The following is a 26,012-nucleotide window of genomic DNA, read 5'->3' on the forward strand; positions in this document are numbered from 1 at the left end:
TTAGTTTTCTATATCTGCTAATTCAAAGCCTTCGGTTAATTCATCCTCTACATTTCGCTCATTATCTTCAGCCCCATGCGTAAGTTTTTCTAATTTATTTCTAAACAATAAAACTAACACCCCAAATGCCACACAAAAAACAGCAATACCTGTAAATACAGTAAACTCTCCTAAACCCTCTGCCGATTCACCAAGTAATCCAGCTAACTTATTACCAAAACCAGTCATAGCAAAGTAAACCCCCATCATTAAGGATGCATATTTAACTGGAGCTAATTTTGTTATGTAAGATAATGCCACTGGCGAAATACATAATTCACCAACCGTATGAAATAAATAGGCTAAAACTAACCAATACATTGCTGACGCCCCTGTACTTTCAAACTGCGAAGAAGCAGCCGACATGAAAAAGAACCCAGTTCCCATTATAATCAGCCCTACAATCATTTTAAATAGGGATGTTGACACTTTTCCTTTTAACTTTCTGTTTGCCCAAAATAACGCTACCGATGTTCCAAGAAAAATAATAAACATAGCATTTAAGGATTGAAACCAAGAAGCAGGAACTTCCCACCCCATGAGCATACGATTAGTATTTTCCATAGCGTAAATATTCATTAATCCCCCAGCTTGCTCAAAGGCTCCCCAGAACACGATAACCAATAAAAACGAAATAAACAGCACAATTACCCTATCCTTTTCAATCTTTGTTAAAGGCTTATCCATAGCTTCTTTATCTTCTTGGTTGTCTGATGTTCCAAGAAAATTCCCCACATGAGCCAAATGTTTCTGTCCTATTACATACTGAATTAAACCAAGAGCCATCCCTATTCCTGCCAATCCGAAACCATAATGCCATCCATGAACTTCTCCAACATACCCAACAATAAGACTGGATAAAAAGGCTCCAACATTAATTCCTATATAGAAAATGGTAAATCCTTTATCTCTTCTAATATCACCTTGTTTGTAAAGCCCTCCAACCATTGTTGAAATGTTTGGCTTAAGCATTCCAACACCTGCTATAATAAGGCCTAGCCCTGAATAAAAAGCCCACATTTCCTCAATAGCCAATATACTATGGCCTAAAACCAACAAAATACCTCCATACAACACAGATTTCTTTTGACCTAAAAATTTATCTGCAATCCATCCTCCTGGGATAGACATGACATATACCAACATGGTATAAGTTCCATAAAGAGAAAGCGCTTCCCCATTCGACCAACCAAGTCCGGCATTTTGACTTTGAGTTTCAGCTACAAGGTATAAAACTAAAATAGCACGCATTCCATAATAAGAAAAGCGCTCCCACATCTCTGTAAAGAATAGCACATACAGCCCTACAGGATGCCCAAATAATTCCTTTTGCTTAATTGTTGTTGAATTTGCCATAAATCTTCTTAAGTTAATTGTCTACTATTTATTGTCTTTTGATAGTTCAAAAGAATCCTTAATAAAATGTGTCATTTTTTTAAATAGGTGTAACCTAGTATTACCCCCATAAATACCATGGTTTTTATCGGGATAAATAGCCCATTCAAAAGGTTTATCGGCTTGAATTAAGGCTTCTGCAAGCCGCATGGTATTTTGAACATGCACATTATCATCTGCCGAACCATGTACCAATAAAAAATCCCCTTTTAGTTTGTTTACATGATTTAAAGGAGAGTTATCATCATAACCTGATGGGTTTTCTTGAGGTGTTGTTAAATAACGTTCTGTGTAAATGGTATCATAGAAACGCCAGCTCGTTACGGGTGCCACGGCAATAGCCATGGAGAACACGTCATTGCCTTGAAACAAGCAATTACTACTCATAAAACCACCATAACTCCAACCCCATATTCCGATTCTTTCGCTGTCTATATAGGGTAATTCCCCTAATTGCTTAGCTGCCTGAATTTGATCTTGCACCTCGTACTTCCCTAGCTCATTTTGGGTTATCTTTTTAAACTCTGCGCCTTTAAAACCAGTTCCTCTACCATCTATACAAACTACAACAATCCCTTCTTGCGCCAATAATTGATACCAGTAATCATTTGCACTATACCATTGATTGGCCACTTCTTGAGACCCTGGCCCTGAATACTGTGCCATAAGTAGAGGATACTCCTTCGTTTCATCAAAATCATTTGGTTTTATAGTCCACATATTCAATTCCTGCCCATTAACATTTAATGTGCCAAAATCTTTTTTAGAAAACGCATAGTCTTTAATGGTCTCTGCAACATTTGAATTATCTTTTATTTTTTTAACTAACTCACCCGTCTTTGCTTTATGAAGTGTATAGCTTGTGGGAGACTTTGCACTGGAGTGCGTGTTAATAAAAAAGGAGAAATCTGCACTAAAATCGGCTGCATTGGTTCCCCCGTTCTTTGTTAATCTGGTCTTATTTCGACCATTCAATTTTATAGCGTAAACATCTCTGTTGATAGAACCGTTTTCTACAGATTGGTAAAATACGGTTTTATTCTTCTCGTCAAAACCATAATAATCTGTAACCTCCCAATTACCCTTTGTAACCTGAGTGATTAATTTTCCATCGCTTTTGTAATGATAAATATGATTATAGCCATCTTGCTCACTGGTCCAAATAAAACTATTGTCCTCTAAAAAGGTAAGGTAATCAGTTACTTCAACATAAGCTTTGTCTTTATCCTGGAGTACCAAACTGGCGATATTCTCTTTGGTATTAAACATCCAAAGGTCTAATTCATTTTGGTGTCTATTTACATATTGCGCACTAAGCACATTGGTATTATTGGTCCATTTAATTCTCGGAATATAAAAATCATTATAATCCCTAGTGGGCTTTAATTCGGTAAGGGTATCTAAATTTAGGTCGTAAACATGCAAAGACACTTCTGCATTAGACTCTCCAGCCTTTGGGTATTTAAAAACTTCTTGTGTTTGGTATAATCCTTCACCATAAACATCCATAGAAAACTCCGGTACCTCAGTTTCATCAAACCTTATAAAAGCTATTTTATTACCCGCAGTATTCCAATCGAAAGCCTTTACGATAGAAAATTCTTCTTCATATACCCAATCTGCAATACCATTTATAATCTTGTTCTTCTCCCCATCAAAGGTTATTTGTGTTATATTACCACTGTTTAAGTCCTTTATAAACAAATTATTCTCTTTTGCAAAAGCCAGCTTAGTACCATCTGGCGAAAATGTTGGCTCTTGAATCCTATCCTCAGAAATTAATTCTAAGGTTTTTGTTTGTACATTATAAACAAAGTAATGTCCTTGAGAAGACCTTCTATAAATAGATTCCTCATCCGAGGTTAGAATCACTTTTTGCTCATCGCTACTAAATGTGTAACTAATAAAATAAGGCATAGCCTCTAAATCTTTGGAACTTACAATAGTATGCGTTTTTTCCAAAGTTTTATAATCATATACATCAATAGAAGTACTCCTGCTAACTCTATCAAAATTTAATACTGAATACTGTTTGCCGTTTTTCATGGAATGCAAAACATCCAAATATTGTTGTCTAAAAGTTCCGTTCTTCCAAATGTCTTCTAGAGTAATTTCCTTAGTTTGCGCAGATATTAATGAAGTTATAAAAAGACAAACACAAAAGGAGAATTTTAAGTATTTCATCAAAAAAAATATTTATTTCATAAAGCGATGTCAAGATTACTAAAAATTCTTCAAAAAAACACATTTATTAACACTTAAATGGCCCGATTTTAAAAGATTTCATTACAAATTAATACCAAGATAGTATCTTTGCGTTACAAATTAAAATCTATGAGTAAATCTATTGCCGGCTTTTCAAAATTGTCAAAATCAAAGAAAATTGACTGGATTGTTGACACTTATTTTTCTAATGGTGAAACTGCTAAAAATGTTTTAAAACAATACTGGAATAGTGATGAAAAACTACAACAACTCCATGATGAGTTTATAGAAAATACAATAACCAACTATTACTTACCCTTGGGGGTGGCTCCTAATTTTTTAATTAATAACAGGATGTACACCATCCCTATGGCGATAGAAGAAAGCTCTGTTGTTGCTGCAGCCAGTAAAGCTGCAAAATTTTGGCTTGATAGAGGTGGCTTTAAAACCAAGGTAATTTCAACAACAAAAATTGGTCAGGTTCACTTTTCTTTTTTAGGTGATTTTAAAAAACTTGAAGCTTTTTTTAATCATATAAAACCAAAGCTATATTCCGATTCTGAAAACATCACTAAAAATATGACCAAGCGTGGTGGTGGAATTGTTTCTATTGAATTGAGAAACAAAACAACCGATATCCCAAACTACTACCAACTTCATGTATCTTTTGAAACGCTTGATGCTATGGGTGCTAACTTTATAAATTCTTGTTTAGAACAGTTTGCTAAAACCTTAAAATCTGAAGCTTTAGACTACAAGGTGTTTTCTGAAAATGAAAGGCAAATTGATATTATCATGAGTATTTTATCAAACTATGTTCCTAACTGTTTGGTAAGAGCCGAAGTGAGTTGCAAAGTGGAAGAACTTGCAGAAAGTAATGGAATATCAGGAGATGCCTTTGCAAAAAAGTTTGTTCAGGCTGTAAATATTGCGGAGGTAGAACCTTACAGAGCGGTTACCCACAATAAAGGTGTTATGAACGGTATTGACGCCGTTATTTTAGCAACAGGTAATGACTTTAGAGCCGTTGAAGCTGGTGTGCATGCGTATGCTGCTAGAAATGGTCAATACAGTAGTTTAACGCATGCCAAAATTGAGAATGGCATTTTTAAATTTTGGACAGAAATACCTTTAGCTCTGGGAACTGTTGGCGGTCTTACAGGGTTACACCCATTAGTAAAACTTGCTTTAGAAATGCTACATAACCCTTCTGCAAAAGAACTTATGGAAATAGTAGCCGTAGCCGGATTGGCACAAAACTTTGCTGCTTTACGATCCCTTACTACCACTGGTATTCAACAAGGCCACATGAAAATGCATTTAATGAATATTTTAAATCAGTTTGAAGCTACCAAAGACGAAAAACAAACTTTAACGACTTATTTTAAGGATCAAACAGTATCTCACAATGCGGTGATTGAAGCCTTAAATAAACTAAGACAAAACATTGAAAAGTAAACACTTTTACAGCCATGGTAAACTACTTATTTCTGGTGAATATGTGGTATTAGATGGCGCCAAAGCTTTAGCGTTACCAACTAAATTTGGGCAATCATTAGATGTAAAAACCCATAATGAATCGCTCATAAAATGGAAAAGCTACGACCATAATGGGAACATTTGGTTTCAAGATATCTTTGAATATAGAGACAATCAGGTTTTTAGTTTGCATAACAATGAGGCCTCCAAACGGCTGGAACAGATACTTAATGCAGCGATGCAATTGAACCCTGAATTTTTAAAGACTCAAGATGGATTACGAATTGAAACTTCATTAACATTTCCCACCAATTGGGGCTTAGGCACCTCATCAACTTTAATAAATAATATTGGGCAATGGGCAAAAGTGAATTCTTATGAACTACTAAGTAATACATTTGGCGGTAGCGGTTACGATATTGCCTGTGCCCAAAATAATTCAGCGATCACATACCGTATTGAAAATAACTTGCCAATTGTAAACAAAGTAAATTTTAACCCTAGCTTTATTCAACACTTATACTTTATTCATTTAAATAAAAAACAAAATAGTCGAGATGGCATAGCGTCTTATCAAAGTAAGAAGGAAAATATTTCTGATGTTCTTCCTGACATAAACGAGATCACAGCAAAAATGATTGAAGCCGAAACACTAGAAGAATTTGAAAAACTAGTAGCAAAGCACGAAGTATTAATTGCAAACGTTACCAATCAAACACCTGTAAAATCTCTATTGTTTAATGATTTTAAAGGGCAAATTAAAAGTTTAGGAGCTTGGGGAGGTGACTTTGTATTGGCTACTTCTAAAGAAGACCCAAGGTCTTATTTTCATGCAAAAGGTTTTAAAACAGTTATTCCGTTTACCGACATGATACTATAGGCATGTTTAACTATAATATTTTCATAAAAATTAGTATTTTTCTTTGCTTTTGTTGCGCTACAGGTATTCAAAATGGATATGCTCAGGTGGATAAAACACCAAGATATGCCGTTGAAATTTCGTCAGACAATGATGCCTTTGCTCTTTGGGATAATCTCGATAGGTATTATACATTTGGTATTGGCCCAAAGTTTTACTTAAAGACACCTCATTTTCTTGGTTTACAAAACTGGTTTAAAAAGAAAAACGATTATTTCTTTAGTTTTGGGCTGCGATCCGAAGGTTACACTCCAACCAGACAATCTTATGACGGCCTCACTATAGCTTCAGATTCACTTTCCTTTGAAAGGCCTTTTGCAGGTCTACTTTATGGCACTCTTGAAGCCAACTACATATTTAAACGTTCCTTTGTAAAAACTGAGTTGCTTCTTGGAGTTATGGGACCATCTGCCTTTGCCCAAGAAATTCAAAATTGGTTACACAGTCAATTACCTACTAGCGATGAAGTGGAAGGTTGGGAATATCAAATACCCGATCAGGTCATTATTAACTTTAATATTCAAGGCGCATACACCCTTCATAATTTTGCTGATTGGTTTGATGTTTACACATCTGGTGAAGCCCGCTTTGGCAATCTATATATCGACGCTTCTCCTTTAATTGGACTAAGAATAGGTAAATTCGAATCAATTTCAAAGTCATCTGTTTTCAATAACCACCTTTTAGCACCGCTTCAGGTTAAAGAAATTTTCTTCAGAAGTTCCTTTGCCGGCACCTTTGCTCTGTTTAACGGAACGGCTCAGGGCAACCTTTTTAACAACGACTTTCCTTACGCTTTAGATAATATCAACAATTTCCATACCACCATATCGAATGGTATATTCATAAGTTTTAATCGCGTTTCCCTGAGTTATGATAACATTTTTACTTTTGGCAAAGTTAACAAAGGGGCTCAACACATATATGGTAAAATAGATTTTAAGTACCGGTTTTAAACACAAAAAAAACTCATCAATCAAATGATTCATGAGGTTTTTGTCGGGGTGGCAGGATTCGAACCTGCGACCTCCGCGTCCCAAACGCGGCGCGATAACCGGGCTACGCTACACCCCGATTCTGGTTATCTCTAACGGGATGCAAATATATATCTTTTTATCAATTACCCTATTCTTATTTTTTATTTTTTTTAACTAAAACCCTATTTAACTATTCTTGCTTAAAATTGTATCTTCAATTAATATTTAGACGTCCTTAAATGACTACCCATACTTTAAAACCATTACTCTTCATATTATTCCTAATAAGTCTATTAAGTCATAGTCAAGAGTTGAATACAATTAGGATAATAGACCAAGAAGATAAATTTGTTTTACCCAAGGTAACCATAATTAATCAATCTACTAAAGATACGACATTCACAAATTATAACGGTAGTTTTACAACGGCTACCCCAGGTAAATACGTGTTCAAAAAAGACGGGTATATTTTAAAACATCAAAACATCAATGATTCAAAATTACAAATTGTGGAACTTCAAAAAAATCCAGCACAATTAAATGAAGTAATTGTTAATTCTAATCAAATTCCTACTAAACTAAAAAAATCGGTAAATTCCTTAAGTTTAATCTCTGCATATGATATTGATCTGGGTAATAATGTGGATATGCCTCAAACCCTTAACAGAGCATCAGGAATCTTTATGCAGACAGGAGCTTTAAACACAAATAGGATAACTATTAGGGGGATTGGTTCCAGAAATTTATTTGGTACAGCGAAGCTAAGAGCATACTTTAAGGACATTCCTTTAACAAATGGCAGTGGAGAAACGAGTATAGAAGATTTTGAATTAGGTGCTATTTCAAAATTTGAAATAATAAAAGGAGCTGGTTCAACTGCCTATGGAGCAGGATTAGGCGGAACCATACATATTACACCAAAAAATGGACAATTCAACATGGCTAAAGCAGCAAGCGAACTAAGTGCTGGGTCTTTTGGTTTACTAAAAGGTCTTTTAAGCTTTAACTATGGCTCCAAAAAAGAAGATATAAGTACAATTTATAGCATTACGCATAGCGATGGATATCGTGAAAACAATAATTATGACAGACAAACATTTACCTTTAGCTCCAATCACTTTATTAATGGAAGCAATCAAATATCATTACTCTTTAGCTATGTAGATTTGAAGGCCTTTATCCCCAGCTCCTTAAATGAAGATGATTACCGAAACAATCCTCAATCGGCGGCATTTTCATGGAAGAACGCAAAAGGTCATGAAGATTTCAAAAGAGGCATCATAGGATTATCTTGGGAACATGATTATAGTTTTAAAACCAAACAAGTTACTAGTTTGTTTTCATCATTAAGAGATGCTTATGAGGCAAGGCCGTTTAATATTTTAGAAGAAAATACAAGAGCGTTAGGATTAAGAACTAAAATAGCAAGTAAGTTCAACCTCTTTGAAAACACCCTCAATTATGTTGTAGGTTTTGAAATTTTCAATGACCAATACAAACATCAAACCTTTCAAAATTTATATCAAGATTTTCCCCCTGGCACAGGAAGCGTAAAAGGTGATGCCTTATCCAATTATAAAGAGCAGCGCTCCTATTACAATTTCTTCTTAGATTCAAACTATGCAATAAGCGCTAAAACAACTCTTGTTTTTGGGATAAACATGAATCAAACTTTTTTTAGTCTAGAAGATCGTTTTCCTGCTACTTCAGAAAACCCTGATCAATCCGGAGACTTTAAGTTCAATATTATAGCCTCTCCAAAATTTGGTGTTTCATATGAAATTACAGATAAGCTAAGTATCTACTCAAATGTTAGTCATGGCTTCTCCCCTATTTCTTTGGAAGAAACACTGCTCCCCAATGGCCTTATAAACAACAACATTAAACCTGAGACTGGATGGAATTATGAACTGGGCACACGAGGTACATTAATCAATAACAAATTAAACTTTCAGGCTTCTATATTTCGTATGGATGTAAAGAATCTCTTGGTTCCGCGACGTACAGATTTAGACGAATTTATTGGTATTAATGCCGGAAGAACCCAACATGATGGTCTTGAATTAAATATGAATTATAACATAATTAATACTAGCACTGTAACACTAGATTCTTTTTTAAGCTATACACTAAACGCCTTTTCGTTCAAAGAATTTATTGATGACGATGCTGATTACTCTGGAAACGATTTAACTGGTGTTCCTGCAGAGGTTTTTAACATTGGCTTTGTATGCGAGTCGCGAGAAGGTGTCTATGCAAACGTCACTCATCAGTATGTAGGACAAATTCCAATAACAGATAGCAACAATATTTACACGAAAAGCTACAGCCTAACAAACTGTAAATTAGGCTTTAAAAGGATTCTTAACAAAAGTATAAATATTAATGTTTTTTTAGGTATAAATAATATCTTTGATGAAGCCTATGCATCCCAGGTATTAATAAATGCATCAAGTTTTGGTGGCAATGCGCCAAGATATTATTATCCTGGTAACCCAGTTAACTATTACGGCGGCATCAATTTAGGTCTTAAATTCTAAGTAAAACTAAATTACCAACAATGAAAAACTTTATAAGTACTCTGTTTTTTTTAACAATTACATTAGTTTCATGTGCTCAACCAGCCGAATCTGAAATAAAAGCAGATGCACCTGAAACTATGAATTATGAACTTGAGGTAGTTATACCAGAATTAACCAATCCTTGGGGCATGGTATTCTTACCAGACGATAGCATCCTGTTTACAGAAAAATCAGGTTCGCTTTTTCTTTTTCAGGATGGATTAAAAACAGTTATTGAAGACTTACCCGAGATTTATGTTCGTGGCCAAGGCGGATTGTTAGATGTTGAATTGCATCCAAGATATAAAGAAAACGGCTGGATTTATCTGTCATACGCTTCTCCAGAGGGTAAAGAGGAAGGTGGGCATACGGCTATTATGCGTGCCAAATTAAACGGTAACAAGTTGACTAACAAAGAATTACTATACAAAGCTGTTCCCAATACAAAAAAAGGTCAGCACTGGGGCTCTCGTATTGAGTTTGACCATGCAGGTTATTTATATTTTTCGATTGGAGAACGCGGTCAACGTGATGTAAATCCGCAAGATATTACAAAAGATGGCGGGAAAATTTATAGATTATTTGATGATGGCCGAATCCCTGACGACAATCCTTTTGTAGACATTAACAATGCAAAAAAAGCCATTTATAGTTATGGCCACAGAAACCCTCAAGGTCTTGTAATACACCCTGAAACAGGAGTTCTTTGGGAACATGAACACGGACCAAAAGGAGGGGATGAGATTAATATTATTGAAAAAGGCAAAAATTATGGATGGCCTGTCATTTCTTATGGCGTAAACTACAGTGGTACAAAATTTACTGATATTACGGAAAAAGAAGGTATGGAGCAACCTGTTTTTTATTGGACACCGTCTATAGCGCCTTGTGGTATGACATTCGTTACGTCTGATAAATATCCAGAATGGAAAGGTGATTTACTTGTTGGCTCCTTAAAGTTTAAATACTTAGAACGTTTAGTACTTCAAGACAATAAGGTAATTAAACGTGAAAAATTGTTTGAAAATACACAAGATGTTAGAAATGTAAGACAAGCACCAGATGGCTATATTTATTTTAGCATGGAAGGAACTGGTATTGTAAAAATTATTCCTAAAAAACAGTAATTATGAAACTATCAGTAATCAGCTTTATAACGCTTGTTATATCATCATCAATCGTTAAATTTGATTTAGCACCGCAAGACCCCTTAGCAGAAAGCATATCTCGTGGCAGTGAAATCTATGAAGATTTCTGTATGCAATGTCACTTGCCTGATGGTAAGGGTGTTGAAAATGTTTTCCCGCCACTTGCCAAATCAGATTATTTAATGAATAATATAGAGGCTAGTATTCGAGGTGTTAAATTCGGGCAAAATGATGAAATTGTAGTTAATGGTAAAACCTATAATGGTTTTATGCAACCCATGGGTTTAGATGATGACGAAATAGCAGACGTGATGAACTACGTCACAAACAGCTGGGGCAACAAAAACAAAGACATGATTACTACTGAAGCAGTCGCTGCCATAAAAAAATAAGTCTGCGCAGTTTTTTTCGTTTTTACATTTAATTAACTTTGTACTAGTCTGGCTCAATGTTTTTTTAGTTACTAGCCCAAATTAAACCAATAAATAATGTTAACAATAGGAATTGCTGGCGGCACAGGTTGTGGCAAAACTACGGTGGTTAATAGAATAATAAACGAACTTCCGGAAGGCCAAGTGGGTGTGATATCGCAAGATTCATATTATAAAGACACGTCTCATTTAACGTATAATGAGCGCGTAAATATTAATTTTGACCACCCCAGATCCATAGACTTTGAATTGCTTACACAACATCTTAAAAGTCTCAAAAACGGGCATAGCATTGAGCAGCCTATATATTCTTTTGTAAAGCACAACAGAACTGGTGACACCCTGTTAACAAGACCAAGAAAAGTTATTATTATAGAAGGTATTTTAATTTTAACCAACCCTTTGTTACGTGATTTGTTTGATATTAAAATATTTGTTCATGCCGATAGTGATGAGCGCTTAATAAGAAGACTAAAACGCGATATTGCTGAACGAGGCAGAGATTTAGACGAGGTTTTAGACAGATATCAAAACACCTTAAAACCCATGCACAATCAATTCATTGAACCCACAAAAGAATATGCAGATATTATAATACCTAATAATAAACGCAATAAAGTGGCCGTTGATATTGTTAAAACTATCATCGCCGAAAAGTTATAAGCTATGAGAATAAATAGGAGCAAATACCTAAAACCTTTTAAGAATATATTTATTCTTATTTCGGTCGTTTTTGTTATTTGGATGCTTTTCTTCGATGCTAATTCTTGGTTAATTCATAACGAACTTAATACCGAGATAAACGACTTAGAACATGAAAAAGAATACTACAGAAAGGAAATAGAAAAAGACAAAAAAGACTTAAAAAAGCTTAGTACCGAGGAAGGTATGGAAAAATTTGCCAGAGAAGCATATTATATGAAGCGCGAAAATGAAGAAATTTTTATTATTGAATATGAAGATAGCTTAAAAACAGAATCAGATGAATAACGACTTATTTAAGGAATTTCATACTGTATCTGCAAAACAATGGAAGCAGAAAATTCAGTGCGATTTAAAAGGAGCTAGCTATAATGACACCCTTATTTGGCATACCAATGAAGATATTTCTGTTAAGCCATTTTATCACTCGGATGATTTTAAGGATTACCCTCCTGTTTCAAATACCAAAGCCACATCTTGGAAAATTTATGAATCCATACATGTTACCAAGGTCCCAAACGCCAACAAAAAAGCTAATCATGCCATTTCGCAAGGCGTAGAAAGTATTCAGTTTATTATTGCATCCCCAGATATTTCCATTCAAGAATTAATCAAGAATATAGATACGAAGACCGTCCTTTTAACCTTTAATCTTTCTTTTCTATCTGAAACATATACAAAAACCATATTAACAATAGTCCCCAATGCTATTATTAACATTGATATTATTGGAGGTCTTGCTAAAACCGGTAGTTGGTTAGAAAATTTAAAAAGCGACTTTTTTAGTTTTCAGTCGGTATTCAACCAAACAACCTCAATCAGCATAAATACCACATTATACCAGAATGCAGGAGCAACTATAGTTCAGCAACTTGCTTATAGTTTAGCTCATGCAAACGAATACTTAAATCTTCTTGAGAAGGTTACCAACCTTGATACCATTATATTCCAGGTATCGGTTGGCACCAATTATTTTTTTGAAATAGCAAAACTTAGAGCACTTCGCGTACTTTGGGCTTCTTTAGCAAGAGCGTACAATCTAAGTGAAAACTGCAAGATTATGGCCTTCCCAACAAAAAGGAATAAAACTATTTACGACAACCATACAAACATGCTTAGAACCACTACAGAATGCATGAGTGCCATTCTGGGTGGCGCCAATTTGGTATCAAATTTACCCTATGATGCCATTTATCGTAAGGATCATGAATTTGGAGAGCGTATATCGAGAAACCAATTATTAATTTTAAAGCATGAAAGCTACTTTAACAAGGTTGACAACCCTGCCGATGGCGCCTACTACATAGAGCGTTTAACAACCCAATTAGCGGAAAAAGCATTAACTCTATTTAAAAATATAGAATCTGGAGGAGGTTATTTAAAACAGCTAAAAGACGGAACCATTCAAAGAAAAATTAAGGACAGTGCCCTTAAGGAACAGAAGCTATTTAACAACCAAGAAGATATTTTGGTTGGCACGAATAAATTCCCTAACCCTAATGACAAAATGAAGGAGCAATTAGAACTTTATCCCTTTGTTAAACATAACTCCAGAAAAACATTAATAGAACCTATAATAGAAAAACGATTAGCAGAATATTTAGAACAAACCCGATTAAAAAATGAACATTAAAATGAACTTAAAATTTACACTTTTTACTTTTATTTTCGCGCTGGTACTATTTAACTGTAAACAGCAAAATACATTTTCAGATTACCAATATACCGATAAGCCCCAAGTAATTTCTTGCGAAGGCATAAACGCTCCTCTATACAATGAGGCTCTCTACAGTTTTGAAGATGATATTTTAAAATATTATCAACAAAAAAGAGCCAATAATACTTTGGCACAAAGTTATTCGCAGTTTCTAAGAGAAGCCATTTATAATAGAATTAAGTTGGAAGATGTTGTAACAAAGCACACCATAGATGTATTTGAAGCTTTAAAAACGGAAAGCGATTTATGGGACGCCGCAAACACAAAAAGCCATTTAAATTATTCTGGAAAACCTTTAACCTGCATCGCTACAAGTTTAAAAGACGAGAATTTAAAAACAACCCTTAATGCACTTATAACCACTAACAGTATGAGTCCAAAGCTATTTGGAACGCCGTTAATTTCAAAATACAGAAATGCTATGAGCGATAAATATTTAGCACTTTATATCGCCTTAGACTTATATTATTCAAACCTTTTTGAACTTGACTTGTCTAAAATCAATTTAAACAAACCAGAACCTAAAGTTGACTTTAACAAGGTTCCTCAAAACCCATAACAGAATAGCTTAAAAAGAACATCTTTGAGAAAAAACCTAGAGCATATTAGTTTAATAACACCGTCTGAACCTGTTAGCGACTCAAATACAGGTTCTTTTTTAGCGGCTGAAGGTATTCCGGTAAAATCAAGATATTCTAAAGATGATATTAGCGGTTTGGCGCATCTTGATTTTGCTGCCGGAATTACTCCAAACCTAAGAGGTCCTTATAGCACCATGTACGTAAAAAGACCTTGGACTATTAGGCAATACTCAGGTTTTAGCACTGCCGAAGACAGCAATGCTTTTTACAAGCGAAATCTTGAGGCTGGTCAAAAAGGATTGTCCGTCGCATTTGACTTAGCCACCCATAGAGGTTATGACTCAGATCACGACCGCGTTATCGGAGATGTTGGTAAAGCAGGCGTTGCCATTGATACGGTCGAGGATATGAAAATACTTTTTGACCAAATTCCACTGGAACAAATGTCGGTATCCATGACTATGAATGGGGCTGTTTTACCCATAATGGCTTTCTACATTGTTGCCGCTGAAGAACAGGATGTAAACCCAAATCAATTGACTGGAACAATTCAGAATGATATTCTTAAAGAGTTTATGGTGAGAAACACTTACATTTACCCGCCTACCCCTTCCATGAAAATTATTTCTGATATTTTCAAGTACACAAGCCAGCACATGCCAAAATTTAACAGCATTAGTATTTCTGGCTACCATATGCAAGAAGCTGGTGCTACTTGCGATATCGAACTTGCTTATACCCTAGCCGATGGTTTGGAGTATATTAGAAAAGGACTTGAGGCTGGTTTAGATATTGATACATTCGCACCGCGACTCTCTTTTTTCTGGGGAATTGGTATGAGTCATTTTATGGAAATAGCGAAAATGCGAGCAGCTAGAATGCTGTGGGCCAAATTGGTTAAAAAATTCAACCCTAAAAATGAAAAATCACTCACTTTAAGAACGCATTGTCAAACTTCTGGATGGAGCTTAACCGAACAAGATCCTTTTAACAATGTTGCCAGAACTACCATAGAGGCTGCAGCTGCTGCTTTTGGAGGCACACAAAGTTTACACACTAATGCCCTAGATGAGGCGATTGCATTACCAACAGATTTTTCTGCGCGCATTGCAAGGAACACTCAAATTTTTTTGCAAGAAGAAACAAAAATCACCAAAACCGTCGATCCTTGGGCTGGTAGTTATTACGTTGAAAAACTTACTCATGATATTGCTGAAAAAGCTTGGGTACTTATTGAAGAGGTAGAACAACTTGGTGGTATGACCAAAGCCATTGAGGCTGGAATTCCAAAAATAAGAATCGAGGAAGCCGCAGCTAGAAAACAGGCACGTATTGACTCTTGTCAAGATATTATTGTCGGGGTTAACAAATACCAACTAAAAGAAGAAGCTCCAATTTCCATTCTTGAGGTAGACAATAAAATGGTAAGAGAAGCGCAAATAAAACGATTGCAGGCTGTTAAATCTATGAGAGATCATAAAACAGTAAAAGGCTTATTAGTAAAATTATATGAAGGGGCTAAATTTGGCCAAGAAAATTTATTAGCTTTGACTATTGAAGCTGCAAGGGCGAGAGCAACTTTAGGAGAGATTAGCGATGCTCTTGAAAAAGCTTTTGGACGACACAAAGCGCAAATCAAATCCTTTTCTGGCGTGTATAGTAGAGAAATTAAAGATGATATATCTTTTAAAAAGGCTCAAGAAATGGCCGATATTTTTGCTGAACAAGATGGTCGAAGACCGCGTATCATGATAGCAAAAATGGGACAAGACGGCCACGACCGTGGGGCTAAAGTTGTAGCCACGGCTTATGCAGATATTGGCTTTGATGTAGATATTGGTCCTTTATTTCAAACCCCGCAAGAAGTTGCAAAACAAGCTGTTGAAAACGATGTACATATTTTAGGAATATCATCTCTAGCTGCTGGCCATAAAACACTCGTTCCTGAGGTTATACAAGCTTTAAAAGAATACGGTCGCGATGATATAATCGTCATTGTAGGAGGCGTTATCCCTAAGCAAGATTATCAATTTTTGTTTGATGCAGGAGCCATTGCTGTTTTTGGACCAGGCACAAAAATTAGTGACGCGGCCATTACCATTCTTAATATTCTTATTGAAGATTAACACATCTTCGTGCATACTATCCTTCAGCAAACATTCTTCCTAGAAATTAACGTTAATAAGTGTTAATTTAAAACATGCTTTTAAAAAGAAGTGTAACTTTATTCAGACTTTATCTACAAACCTAGTATTAATTAAGTTTTAATCATATGAAAGCCTATTCTCATTTATTGACTGTCCTATTTCTAACAAGCTCCTTAATTCTATTTGCTCAAAAGTCCTCAAACAATATATCATGGAATGATAAAATACCTACTGATGAAAATGTTAAAATCGGAACGCTAAGCAATGGCTTAACCTATTACATTAAAAACAACGAAAAACCCAAGGACAAAGTAGAATTAAGACTGGTTGTTAACGTAGGGTCTATTTTAGAAGATGAGGACCAGCTGGGATTAGCCCATTTCATGGAGCATATGAATTTTAATGGAACCAAACATTTTAAAAAAAATGACCTTGTAGATTATTTACAAAGCATAGGGGTTAAGTTTGGTGCCGACCTAAATGCCTATACAGGATTTGACCAAACGGTATACATTTTACCAATTCCTAGTGATGATCCGGAAAAATTGGATAAAGGCTTTCAAATTATTGAAGACTGGGCTCATAACGCCTTATTAGAAGAGGAAGAAATTGATAAAGAACGTGGTGTTGTTTTAGAAGAATACCGACTAGGCAAAGGCGCAGACGAACGTATGCTTCATAAGTACTTACCAAAAGTATTATACAACTCTAAGTACGCTTCGCGACTACCTATTGGTACAAAAGAAAATCTCGAAAATTTCGATTATAGTTCTTTAAAACGCTTTTATAAAGACTGGTATAGACCAGATTTAATGGCCGTGATTGCCGTAGGCGATTTGGACGTAAACACCCTTGAAGAAAAAATAAAATCTCATTTTGAAGGTATTCCAACCACTCCAAACCCAAGACCAAGAGAACTCTTTTATTTACCAAACCATAAAGAAACCTTTATTGCTATTGAATCTGATAAAGAAGCTGCATTTTCTCGGGTGCAAATTTTATTTAAAGATGATAATAATGTTGAAAAAAAGGAGTCTTTATCGGATTATAAACATATGATGATCCAATCATTATTTACTCAAATGATAAACAATCGTTTAGATGAGTTAAGAAATAGTGAAAATCCGCCTTTTGTTTATGGGGTAAGTTACCACGGTAATACTTGGGCTAAAACAAAAGCTGCATATCAATCATTTGCTGTTACCAGCGAGACAGGACAATTGGATGGATTAAAAGCTTTGCTAAAAGAAAATGAGCGGGTGCGAAAGTATGGATTTTACGAAGGTGAGCTAAACCGTGCCAAAGCAGATATTTTAGCACGATTGGAAAAAGCTGAAAAAGATAAGGACAAAACGAAATCAGGAAAAATTGTTGGCGAATACATAAGACATTTTTTAAACGACGAACCTATTCCTGGGATTACTTGGGAATATAACTTTCATAAAACCAATTTACCAAGTATTACACTTGACGATGTAAATAACCTTATTAAGAGCTATTTGAAAGAAGAAAACCGCGTTATTGTACTTACTGGGCCAGATAAAGAAGATATTCCGAAAGTGAGTGAGAACGAGATAAACAATCTTTTGGATACCATTAAAACTTTAAATATAGAACCTTACGAGGATAAAGACATTCCTACGTCTTTAATTTCAAAGACACCTACAAAAGGGACTATTATAAAAACTACGATTAACGAAACCCTAAAAACCACTAAGTTAACACTTAGTAATGGTGCTAAAGTAACCTTTAAGAAAACAGACTTTAAAAATGACGAAATTCTTTTTAGAGCGTTTAGCTTTGGCGGAACCTCCCTATACGACAATGATACGTTCTTATCTACCACATTAGCAAACCGAGGACTAACAGAAGCTGGTGTTAATGGTTTTGATAAAATTACCCTTGGAAAAATGCTCTCAGGAAAAATAGTAAAGGTGTCCCCTAGTATTAATACCTATAGTGAAGGTTTTTCAGGTTCAGCCTCACCAAAAAACCTTGAAGAGTTATTTCAGCTAACTCATCTTTATTTCACCGCTTTAAACAAAGATGAAAAGGCATACAACTCATTTATCAATAAACAAAAGTCCATTTATGCCAATGTGCTATCGAACCCACAATATTACTTTCAAAATGAAATGGGCAAGTTTTTAAACACAGGAAATCCGAGATATGTAGGATTTCCTAGCCCTGAAGATTTTGATCATGCCAATTACGATTTGGCCTTTGAAAAATACCAAGAAAGGTTTGCAGATGCAGGAAATTTTAACTTCTATTTTGTTGGAAATATTGATGAAGAAAAATTCATTAATTATTGCGAAACTTACCTGGCTAGTTTACCTTCAAAAAACAACAAAGAAACTTATAAAGTACCCCCTTACAGACCTTTAACGGGCAACCACACTAAAATTGTAAAAAAAGGAAAAGACCCTAAGAGTAGCGTTAGAATTATATATCAAGGTGAAACAGCTTATAACAAAGATGAAGCACATGCCTTTATGAGCTTAGGCGAAATATTAACTATTAAACTTATAGAAAAATTAAGAGAAGAAGAAAGCGGTGTATACGGAGTTGGTGCAAAAGGTAGAATTCAGAAGATTCCTTATGGTTGGTATAACTTTAGCATTGGTTTCCCTTGTGGGCCAGAAAATGTGGACAAACTTAAAGCACTTGCCATAAAAGAAATTGAAACAATCATTAAAAATGGCCCAACAGATAAAGATTTGGTAAAGGTTAAAGAAGGTCAAATACTTAAAAAGAAACAGCAACTAAAAGAGAATAAATTCTGGATAAACCTTCTTAAAAATGCCGATTACAACGATAAGGATATTTCAGATATTTTTAATTATGAAAAAAACATTAATGCATTAACCAAAGAAAACATACAAGAGGTTGCTAAAAAATATTTAACTGGCGGTTATATTTCATGTATTCATAATCCAGAAGAATAAAATTACATATTTCGCAAAAAATACTGTTAATCCTATTGCGGTTTAGCAGAAATAGATGTTAACAATTTCGGTTTTTATTCCTAATAATAAATCGTATTTTTGGCGGGAATAAAACCAAATCAATTCATGGGGAAAATCATTGCAATTGCTAATCAAAAAGGTGGTGTTGGAAAAACAACGACATCTATAAATTTAGCAGCTTCGCTAGGCGTTCTGGAAAAAAAAGTTTTATTAATAGATGCTGACCCTCAAGCAAATGCAACTTCTGGAATTGGAATAGATGTAGAATCGGTTGAAATAGGAACTTATCAACTCTTGGAACATTCCAACATTCCTAAAGAGGCTATTGTTACGACCGAAACACCAAATCTGGATATTATTCCAGCTCATATAGACCTTGTGGCTATCGAGATAGAATTGGTTGATAAAGATGAACGCGAATACATGCTTAAAAAAGCATTAGAACCAATAAAAGATGATTACGACTACATCTTAATTGATTGTGCGCCATCTCTAGGATTATTAACACTTAATGCCCTTACAGCTGCAGATGCCGTTATTATTCCCATTCAATGTGAATATTTTGCACTAGAAGGACTAGGAAAGCTTTTAAACACGATCAAGAGTGTTCAAAAAATACATAATCCTGAATTAGATATTGAGGGACTTTTACTAACGATGTACGACTCGCGTTTGCGCTTATCTAATCAAGTAGTTGAAGAAGTTCAAAAACATTTTAATGATATGGTTTTTCAAACTATCATTCAAAGAAATGTTAGATTAAGCGAGGCTCCAAGTTATGGGGAAAGCATAATTAACTATGACGCCAGTAGTAAAGGTGCGAACAATTACTTAAGTTTGGCAAAAGAAATTATCAATAAAAACTCTTAAATTATGGCTAAAGCAACGAAAAAACAGGCTTTAGGAAGAGGTTTATCGGCCTTATTAAAAGATCCTAGTAACGATATTCAATCGGTTCAGGATAAAAATGCTGATAAAGTTATTGGTAATATTGTTGAATTGGATATTGATTTTATAGAGGTTAACCCATTTCAACCACGTACTAATTTTAGTGAAGAATCACTTAAAGAACTGGCATCTTCTATAAAAGAATTAGGTATCATTCAGCCTATTACAGTTAGAAAGCTCAACCTTAACAAATATCAGTTAGTTTCAGGTGAAAGACGGTACAGGGCATCTAAGTTATTGGACTTAGAAACCATTCCGGCCTATGTAAGAATTGCTAATGACCAAGAGTCCTTAGAAATGGCTTTAGTTGAAAATATTCAGCGCCAGGACTTAGACCCAATAGAAATAGCGCTCTCTTACCAACGCCTAATTGACGAAATTAACCTTACGCAAGAACAGATGAGTGAGCGTGTTGGTAAAAAACGCTCTACGATTGCCAATTACTTAAGGTTATTAAAGCTTGACCCCATAATACAAACGGGTATGCGAGATGGTTTCATATCTATGGGACATGGTAGGGCTTTAATTACAGTAGAAGATCAATCTTTACAACTGGATATTTACGAAAAAATCCTTTCTAATAAACTATCTGTAAGAGAAACAGAGAGTTTAGTAAGAAATGAAAATAATCCAGAAAGTAATACAGGTACTTCTAAAAAGTCTGAAAGTGACGATATTCCTAAGTTCGTAAAAAAAGGTATTTCAGCATTTTCAGAATACTTTGGACATAAAATTGACGTTAAAGTCTCTAAAAATGGAAAAGGAAAAATTACGATTCCTTTTCATTCAGAGGAAGATTTTAACCGCATAAAAAAATTAGTTCAAGGTGACTCCAAATAAACATCTAATAGTATGCATGTTTGCATTTTGGTGTTGTTTTTCTTTAATCGCTCAAGACAATGATAAAAAGGAAGAAGAGATTCCTAATGTTATTGCGATAGACTCGATTACGGAGGCTAGAGACATCAACCCGCTATCACCCGCAAGAGCTGCATTCTATTCTGCCTTGTTGCCTGGTTTAGGTCAGGCCTATAATAAAAAATATTGGAAAATTCCTATAGTCTGGGGAGCCATTGGAACGGGTATCTATTTTTATATACAAAACGACAAAGAATATAACAGGTATAGAGAGGCTTACAAAAGTAGATTAGCTGGTTTTACCAATGATGAGTTTTATTTTGATAGCAATGGAGACCCCCTTAGTGAACCAAGAGTAACTACCGATGGCTTGCAACGTGGTCAAGAATTTTACAGAAGAAATAAACAAATATCGCTATTAGTTACACTCGGGCTATATGCCTTAAATATTATTGATGCCAATGTAGATGCGCATCTAATGCAGTTTAACGTAGATGAAAATCTATCTTTGGCACCACATTATAAGTTTGATGAGATCGATGCATCAAGCAGTCTTGGATTAACTTTAAATTTTAAATTTTAATATGAACATAGCTTTACTAGGATACGGAAAAATGGGAAAAACCATAGAACAAATTGCTCTAAAACGAGGGCATCAAATCGTTTTAAAGGTTGATAAAGATGACAAGGGTTACGACCTTACTAAAGCGGATGTTGCGATAGATTTTAGTATTCCATCGGTAGCCTTCAATAACATAACCAATTGTATTAATAGTAATGTTCCTGTAATTTCTGGAACAACAGGCTGGTTAGATAAATATGATGTAGCCGTAGCACTTTGCAAAGAAAAAAAAGGAGCCTTTATTTATGCGTCCAATTACAGTTTAGGAGTTAATATCTTTTTTGAACTTAACAAAACCCTAGCTAAAATGATGAGCACTTTAAAACAGTATAATGTTTCAATGGAAGAAATTCATCATACGCAAAAACTCGATGCCCCTAGTGGAACCGCCATATCTTTGGCTAATGACATCATTTCTCAGCATGGTGAATACAAAGCATGGCAGTTAGACCAAGGTGATGACACTACGATTCCTATTGTGGCCAAACGTATTGAAGATGTTCCTGGAACTCACACCGTCGATTATTCCAGTGAGGTAGACACAATTACTATTGAGCATATTGCACATAACAGACAAGGCTTTGCTTTAGGTGCTGTAATCGCTGCTGAATGGATCGCTGGGAGAACAGGGGTTTTCACAATGAACGACGTATTAAATATTGGTTAATACCAAGTAAATTTGTAACAACTAGGAAGGTTACACCACTAACAAAATATTAAAAGCACGAAGTTATGACTTTAACACAATGGATTATTTTCATCTTAATCATTCAGGTAGTTCATGGATTAGGAACTTGGAAATTATACCTTAAAGCCAACAAACAGGCCTGGCAAGCCTTTATTCCTATTTATAATGGAGTTGTGTTAATGAAAATTATTAACCGCCCTACATGGTGGGTTGTTTTATTGTTTTTACCCATTGTTAACCTTATCATGTTTCCTGTAATATGGGTTGAAACTGCTAGAAGTTTCGGAAAAAATAGCACTATTGACACTATTTTGGCAATAGTCTCCTTGGGCTTTTATAATTATTACCTAAACTATGCTGCCAATATATCTTATATTGAAAACAGAAGCTTACAGCCAAAAACGGCTACAGGTGACTGGGTAAGCTCTATTTTATTTGCCATTGTAGCGGCTACCATAGTGCATACGTATTTCATCCAACCTTTTACAATACCCTCATCATCATTAGAAAAATCTTTACTTGTTGGTGATTTCTTGTTTGTAAGCAAATTTCATTACGGAGCCCGTGTACCGATGACAACCGTTGCTGCACCTATGGTACACGATACCATTCCAAAGCTAGGAAGCAAATCTTATTTATTCGATGATAACTTCTCTGAAAGAAAGACATCATGGAAAAATAAACTGCAATTGCCTTATTTAAGATTTCCTGGTTTCGAAGATATTGAACGTAACGACATTGTCGTATTTAACCAACCAGCAGATACGCTGTTGGACATGAATGACTTTAGGCCAGATAGAAATTATTACAAACCCATTGATAAAAAAACAAATTTAGTAAAGCGTTGTGTTGGTATTGCTGGGGACACTTTAGAAATTAAAGAAGGTTATGTTTACATTAATGGCAAAAAGAATGAACTCCCAGATAGAGCACATCTTCAATTTAGTTATCACGTACAGCCAAAAACAAATAGGTTTAATCCAGTGTTTATGAAAGAACGCTACGATATTACAGATGGTTTTGGTATCATAAACAATCAAAATACTTATTATTTCTCTGCTATATCTGACGAAGCAAGAGACAAATTCAAAAACCATCCTAACGTTCTTAGTATTAGCAAAAACATACAAAAAGAAGGCGTAAGAGATCCTAATATTTTTCCTCATGATCCGAATTATAATTGGAATGTAGACTTTTTCGGCCCCTTATATATTCCTGAAAAAGGAAAAACTATTACCATTAACTTAGAAAATCTGCCACTTTATAAACGTGTTATTACAGAGTATGAAGGCAATACACTCCAAACCAAAGGCAACCAAATTTTAATTAATGGAGAAGTAACCAACTCTTATACTTTTAAGCAAAACTATTATTGGATGATGGGAGATAACCGACATAATTCTATTGATGCGCGCGCTTGGGGTTTTGTGCCGTTTGATCATGTTGTTGGTAAACCCGTATTTATATGGATGAGTTGGGACGGTTTAAAAAACCCAAGATTAGAACGTTTCTTTACCACCGTTAGTGGCGAAGGAAAAGCTACTTCTTTCTTTATTCCATTTTTAATAGTTCTTTTTGGTTGGATTGGGTTTAACAAATGGAAATCAAGAAAAAAAGCAAATCAATAACCGGATGCTTCTTAAAGGTCTTATAGACTAAAATTAAAATGGACATTGTAATACATCCAACGTACTTTCCTAGCATTGCCCAATTTGTAACAATGGTAAAAGCTAAGACTATATGGCTGGAAACAGAAGACAACTTTGTAAAACAAACCTATAGAAATCGTTGTTATATTTATGGCGCTAATGGAAAATTAGCTCTCAATATTCCTGTAGTTCATACGCAAAAAAACAGGCAAAAATATAAGGATGTTAAAATATTTAATGAAGATTCGTGGCAAAGCAACCATTGGAAATCTCTGCTTTCGGCATATCGTACATCGCCATTTTTTGAATATTATGAAGACGACCTGAAGCCCTTGTTTTCATCACCAACAGAAAACCTTTTAGACTTTAACCTAAAATGTTTTAATACTATATGCGATTGCCTTCAAGTTGATTTTAGCATTTTTAAAACGATAACTTTTCAAAAAGAAACAAGAGATAAATCAGATTTTAGATTTCTAGTTAATGCAAAGAAGGAAACAGAACAGACTTTGAGTAAATACACCCAAGTCTTTGCAAGTAAACATGGGTTTTTACGCAACCTTAGCATTTTAGACCTTCTCTTTAATGAAGGTCCCAACAGCATTAATTACCTTGAATCGCAAAAACTTCCTACGCCATAATGATTCAATCTTTTATACATTATGGTTGTCATGTTGGCATTCCTTTGTTAGTGGCGTTTATATGTTACAAGTCCCAATGGAAGATGGCTTTTTTAATTATGCTATTAGGCATGTTAATAGACCTAGACCACCTACTGGCTACTCCAATATTTGACCCTAACAGATGTAGTATCAATTTTCATCCCTTGCATAGCTATTACGCCCTAGCCTTTTACATGCTCCTCATAATTCCAAAAAAAACACGATTACTCGGTCTGGGATTGGTTATACATCTTATTGCTGACGCTGTAGACTGTGCACTTATGTAACTATGGGCCTAGCTTAAGGGTTGCCATAATGGGATAATGGTCGGAATAGCGTTGATTATAACTTTTAAAACCATTAACGCTAAAAACAGGATCGGCTAAAATAAAGTCGATTCGTACTGGAAAAAACTTAAAATCATAACTTCTTCCAAAACCATTACCTGCTTCCTTAAAAGTATCATTTAAATCTCCCTTTATAGTTCTATATACATAAGAGAATGCTGTATTGTTAAAATCTCCGTAAATAATCATTCTATAGGTACAGGCCTTCTTATGCTTTACAAACAACTCAGCTTGAGTTTGTTGCATTTTAAATGAAGTACTCACCCGATTAAACAGGCGCTCTGAATCTTCTTTTTTCAAGTTTTCTACTTTTGCATCAATACGTAACGATTCTAAATGAACATTATAAACTCTTAACGTATCTTGTCCTTTAACCACATCTGCATAAATAGCATTATTCGAGGTATTAGGAAACTCCACAGACCCTGTATGAACAATAGGAAACTTAGAAAAAATAGCTTGTCCATATTTAGCTTTAGTTCCTGAAAGTTTTTCATACTTATACTTAAAAAACGACAAATCCATATTTTCATGAGGATGATACTCCTGAAAGCTCAGAATATCGGGGGATTCAGCTTCAATAAAGTTATTAATTTTGGTTTCTATTCCGCTTTCAGGAATCCATTCATACAAATTAAAAAGCCTTACATTATAATTCATAACCTTAATGTTTTCAGCATCTTCAACTTTTTTAGATGACGAAAACTTATATAAAGATCCAAATGAAAAATAGCCAACACATAAAACAACCAGCGATAAGAATAATTGTTTTTTTAACCGAATAAGCCAATAAATAAAAAAGAGCACGTTCAAAATAATTAAAAACGACACCCCTAAATTTACAACAGCCAATATAGAAAAGGTTTTTGGCGGTAAAAATGGCAAGACATAAGACAGCATCAATAAAACCGCAACAACCACATTTATAAAATAAATGACCTTATTTATAAAGCTTAATTTTTTCATGC

The 26,012-nt window shown here is 34.8% G+C and carries 22 protein-coding genes and 1 tRNA gene; 19 read left to right on the forward strand and 4 right to left on the reverse strand.

Annotation, left to right across the window (positions count from 1 at the left end; translation table 11 throughout):
- Nucleotides 1-1,395 carry a peptide MFS transporter gene (locus E5D58_RS01580; RefSeq protein WP_136480074.1) on the reverse strand — a complete coding sequence of 465 codons (1,395 nt, stop codon included), beginning with the start codon at nucleotides 1,393-1,395 and terminating at the stop codon, nucleotides 1-3.
- A 24-nt stretch (nucleotides 1,396-1,419) separates the two neighbouring features.
- Nucleotides 1,420-3,618, reverse strand: a complete 2,199-nt coding sequence (locus E5D58_RS01585) for a S9 family peptidase (protein WP_136480075.1) — start codon at nucleotides 3,616-3,618, stop codon at nucleotides 1,420-1,422.
- A gap of 150 nt (nucleotides 3,619-3,768) precedes the next feature.
- Here E5D58_RS01585 and E5D58_RS01590 point away from each other — a divergent pair, with 150 nt between their 5' ends.
- The 3 genes from E5D58_RS01590 to E5D58_RS01600 are packed head-to-tail and all read left to right on the forward strand — an operon-like array spanning nucleotide 3,769 to nucleotide 6,993.
- Nucleotides 3,769-5,097, forward strand: a complete 1,329-nt coding sequence (locus E5D58_RS01590; RefSeq protein WP_136480076.1) for a hydroxymethylglutaryl-CoA reductase, degradative — start codon at nucleotides 3,769-3,771, stop codon at nucleotides 5,095-5,097.
- Nucleotides 5,087-5,998, forward strand: coding sequence for a GYDIA family GHMP kinase (locus E5D58_RS01595; RefSeq protein ID WP_136480077.1), 912 nt, complete (start codon nucleotides 5,087-5,089; stop codon nucleotides 5,996-5,998). The genes E5D58_RS01590 and E5D58_RS01595 overlap by 11 nt, the downstream gene beginning before the upstream one ends.
- 2 nt (nucleotides 5,999-6,000) lie before the next feature.
- Nucleotides 6,001-6,993 carry a lipid A-modifier LpxR family protein gene (locus tag E5D58_RS01600; protein ID WP_136480078.1) on the forward strand — a complete coding sequence of 331 codons (993 nt, stop codon included), beginning with the start codon at nucleotides 6,001-6,003 and terminating at the stop codon, nucleotides 6,991-6,993.
- Nucleotides 6,994-7,036: 43 nt separating this feature from the next.
- Here the strand turns inward: E5D58_RS01600 and E5D58_RS01605 are convergent.
- Nucleotides 7,037-7,111: transfer RNA gene (locus E5D58_RS01605), tRNA-Pro, on the reverse strand.
- A 142-nt stretch (nucleotides 7,112-7,253) separates the two neighbouring features.
- On the opposite strand from E5D58_RS01605, the gene E5D58_RS01610 reads away from it, so the two are divergent.
- From E5D58_RS01610 to E5D58_RS01685, 16 genes are all read left to right on the forward strand, one after another.
- Nucleotides 7,254-9,554 (forward strand): TonB-dependent receptor family protein, encoded by a 2,301-nt coding sequence (locus E5D58_RS01610; protein WP_136480079.1) that lies wholly within the window; start codon nucleotides 7,254-7,256, stop codon nucleotides 9,552-9,554.
- 20 nt (nucleotides 9,555-9,574) lie between these two features.
- Complete coding sequence (locus tag E5D58_RS01615) at nucleotides 9,575-10,702, forward strand: PQQ-dependent sugar dehydrogenase (protein WP_136480080.1); 1,128 nt, start codon at nucleotides 9,575-9,577, stop codon at nucleotides 10,700-10,702.
- A 2-nt stretch (nucleotides 10,703-10,704) separates the two neighbouring features.
- Entirely contained in the window at nucleotides 10,705-11,115 is a 411-nt protein-coding gene (locus E5D58_RS01620) for a c-type cytochrome (protein WP_168796607.1), read from the forward strand.
- 96 nt (nucleotides 11,116-11,211) lie between these two features.
- Nucleotides 11,212-11,817, forward strand: coding sequence for a uridine kinase (gene udk / locus E5D58_RS01625; RefSeq protein WP_136480081.1), 606 nt, complete (start codon nucleotides 11,212-11,214; stop codon nucleotides 11,815-11,817).
- 3 nt (nucleotides 11,818-11,820) lie between these two features.
- Entirely contained in the window at nucleotides 11,821-12,144 is a 324-nt protein-coding gene (locus E5D58_RS01630; RefSeq protein ID WP_136480082.1) for an FtsB family cell division protein, read from the forward strand.
- Nucleotides 12,137-13,489, forward strand: a complete 1,353-nt coding sequence (locus tag E5D58_RS01635) for a methylmalonyl-CoA mutase subunit beta (RefSeq protein WP_136480083.1) — start codon at nucleotides 12,137-12,139, stop codon at nucleotides 13,487-13,489. Before E5D58_RS01630 ends, E5D58_RS01635 begins: the two co-directional genes overlap by 8 nt.
- Before the next feature lies 1 nt (nucleotide 13,490).
- Nucleotides 13,491-14,132, forward strand: coding sequence for a hypothetical protein (locus E5D58_RS01640; RefSeq protein WP_136480084.1), 642 nt, complete (start codon nucleotides 13,491-13,493; stop codon nucleotides 14,130-14,132).
- Between the two features lie 24 nt (nucleotides 14,133-14,156).
- A complete protein-coding gene (gene scpA / locus E5D58_RS01645) occupies nucleotides 14,157-16,280 on the forward strand; it encodes a methylmalonyl-CoA mutase (RefSeq protein ID WP_136480085.1) in 2,124 nt (707 codons plus the stop codon).
- Nucleotides 16,281-16,426: 146 nt separating this feature from the next.
- Entirely contained in the window at nucleotides 16,427-19,249 is a 2,823-nt protein-coding gene (locus E5D58_RS01650; protein WP_136480086.1) for a M16 family metallopeptidase, read from the forward strand.
- A 126-nt stretch (nucleotides 19,250-19,375) separates the two neighbouring features.
- Nucleotides 19,376-20,140, forward strand: a complete 765-nt coding sequence (locus tag E5D58_RS01655) for a ParA family protein (protein WP_136480087.1) — start codon at nucleotides 19,376-19,378, stop codon at nucleotides 20,138-20,140.
- Nucleotides 20,141-20,143: 3 nt separating this feature from the next.
- Complete coding sequence (locus tag E5D58_RS01660; protein ID WP_136480088.1) at nucleotides 20,144-21,058, forward strand: ParB/RepB/Spo0J family partition protein; 915 nt, start codon at nucleotides 20,144-20,146, stop codon at nucleotides 21,056-21,058.
- Nucleotides 21,059-21,074: 16 nt separating this feature from the next.
- Nucleotides 21,075-21,659 (forward strand): DUF5683 domain-containing protein, encoded by a 585-nt coding sequence (locus E5D58_RS01665; RefSeq protein WP_136480089.1) that lies wholly within the window; start codon nucleotides 21,075-21,077, stop codon nucleotides 21,657-21,659.
- A gap of 1 nt (nucleotide 21,660) precedes the next feature.
- A complete protein-coding gene (gene dapB, locus E5D58_RS01670; RefSeq protein WP_136480090.1) occupies nucleotides 21,661-22,365 on the forward strand; it encodes a 4-hydroxy-tetrahydrodipicolinate reductase in 705 nt (234 codons plus the stop codon).
- A 65-nt stretch (nucleotides 22,366-22,430) separates the two neighbouring features.
- Nucleotides 22,431-24,014, forward strand: a complete 1,584-nt coding sequence (lepB, locus tag E5D58_RS01675; RefSeq protein WP_136480091.1) for a signal peptidase I — start codon at nucleotides 22,431-22,433, stop codon at nucleotides 24,012-24,014.
- Nucleotides 24,015-24,052: 38 nt separating this feature from the next.
- Nucleotides 24,053-24,676, forward strand: coding sequence for a WbqC family protein (locus tag E5D58_RS01680; protein ID WP_136480092.1), 624 nt, complete (start codon nucleotides 24,053-24,055; stop codon nucleotides 24,674-24,676).
- Nucleotides 24,676-24,984 (forward strand): DUF6122 family protein, encoded by a 309-nt coding sequence (locus E5D58_RS01685; RefSeq protein ID WP_136480093.1) that lies wholly within the window; start codon nucleotides 24,676-24,678, stop codon nucleotides 24,982-24,984. Before E5D58_RS01680 ends, E5D58_RS01685 begins: the two co-directional genes overlap by 1 nt.
- On the opposite strand, the gene E5D58_RS01690 is transcribed toward E5D58_RS01685, so the two are convergent.
- Nucleotides 24,985-26,010, reverse strand: a complete 1,026-nt coding sequence (locus E5D58_RS01690) for an endonuclease/exonuclease/phosphatase family protein (protein ID WP_136480094.1) — start codon at nucleotides 26,008-26,010, stop codon at nucleotides 24,985-24,987.
- Nucleotides 26,011-26,012 lie beyond the last annotated feature (2 nt).

The sequence above is a fragment of the Cognatitamlana onchidii genome (assembly GCF_004804355.1).
Classification (GTDB): domain Bacteria; phylum Bacteroidota; class Bacteroidia; order Flavobacteriales; family Flavobacteriaceae; genus Cognatitamlana; species Cognatitamlana onchidii.

What these genes read in the sequence shown, in the direction of transcription:
- E5D58_RS01580 (WP_136480074.1), bottom strand. Translation starts at nt 1,395, where the DNA reads ATGGCAAATTCAACAACAATTAAGCAAAAGGAATTATTTGGGCATCCT.
- E5D58_RS01585 (WP_136480075.1), bottom strand. Translation starts at nt 3,618, where the DNA reads ATGAAATACTTAAAATTCTCCTTTTGTGTTTGTCTTTTTATAACTTCA.
- E5D58_RS01590 (WP_136480076.1), top strand. Translation starts at nt 3,769, where the DNA reads ATGAGTAAATCTATTGCCGGCTTTTCAAAATTGTCAAAATCAAAGAAA.
- E5D58_RS01600 (WP_136480078.1), top strand. Translation starts at nt 6,001, where the DNA reads ATGTTTAACTATAATATTTTCATAAAAATTAGTATTTTTCTTTGCTTT.
- E5D58_RS01610 (WP_136480079.1), top strand. Translation starts at nt 7,254, where the DNA reads ATGACTACCCATACTTTAAAACCATTACTCTTCATATTATTCCTAATA.
- E5D58_RS01615 (WP_136480080.1), top strand. Translation starts at nt 9,575, where the DNA reads ATGAAAAACTTTATAAGTACTCTGTTTTTTTTAACAATTACATTAGTT.
- E5D58_RS01620 (WP_168796607.1), top strand. Translation starts at nt 10,705, where the DNA reads ATGAAACTATCAGTAATCAGCTTTATAACGCTTGTTATATCATCATCA.
- udk (WP_136480081.1), top strand. Translation starts at nt 11,212, where the DNA reads ATGTTAACAATAGGAATTGCTGGCGGCACAGGTTGTGGCAAAACTACG.
- E5D58_RS01630 (WP_136480082.1), top strand. Translation starts at nt 11,821, where the DNA reads ATGAGAATAAATAGGAGCAAATACCTAAAACCTTTTAAGAATATATTT.
- E5D58_RS01635 (WP_136480083.1), top strand. Translation starts at nt 12,137, where the DNA reads ATGAATAACGACTTATTTAAGGAATTTCATACTGTATCTGCAAAACAA.
- E5D58_RS01640 (WP_136480084.1), top strand. Translation starts at nt 13,491, where the DNA reads ATGAACTTAAAATTTACACTTTTTACTTTTATTTTCGCGCTGGTACTA.
- E5D58_RS01650 (WP_136480086.1), top strand. Translation starts at nt 16,427, where the DNA reads ATGAAAGCCTATTCTCATTTATTGACTGTCCTATTTCTAACAAGCTCC.
- E5D58_RS01655 (WP_136480087.1), top strand. Translation starts at nt 19,376, where the DNA reads ATGGGGAAAATCATTGCAATTGCTAATCAAAAAGGTGGTGTTGGAAAA.
- E5D58_RS01660 (WP_136480088.1), top strand. Translation starts at nt 20,144, where the DNA reads ATGGCTAAAGCAACGAAAAAACAGGCTTTAGGAAGAGGTTTATCGGCC.
- E5D58_RS01665 (WP_136480089.1), top strand. Translation starts at nt 21,075, where the DNA reads ATGTTTGCATTTTGGTGTTGTTTTTCTTTAATCGCTCAAGACAATGAT.
- dapB (WP_136480090.1), top strand. Translation starts at nt 21,661, where the DNA reads ATGAACATAGCTTTACTAGGATACGGAAAAATGGGAAAAACCATAGAA.
- lepB (WP_136480091.1), top strand. Translation starts at nt 22,431, where the DNA reads ATGACTTTAACACAATGGATTATTTTCATCTTAATCATTCAGGTAGTT.
- E5D58_RS01680 (WP_136480092.1), top strand. Translation starts at nt 24,053, where the DNA reads ATGGACATTGTAATACATCCAACGTACTTTCCTAGCATTGCCCAATTT.
- E5D58_RS01685 (WP_136480093.1), top strand. Translation starts at nt 24,676, where the DNA reads ATGATTCAATCTTTTATACATTATGGTTGTCATGTTGGCATTCCTTTG.
- E5D58_RS01690 (WP_136480094.1), bottom strand. Translation starts at nt 26,010, where the DNA reads ATGAAAAAATTAAGCTTTATAAATAAGGTCATTTATTTTATAAATGTG.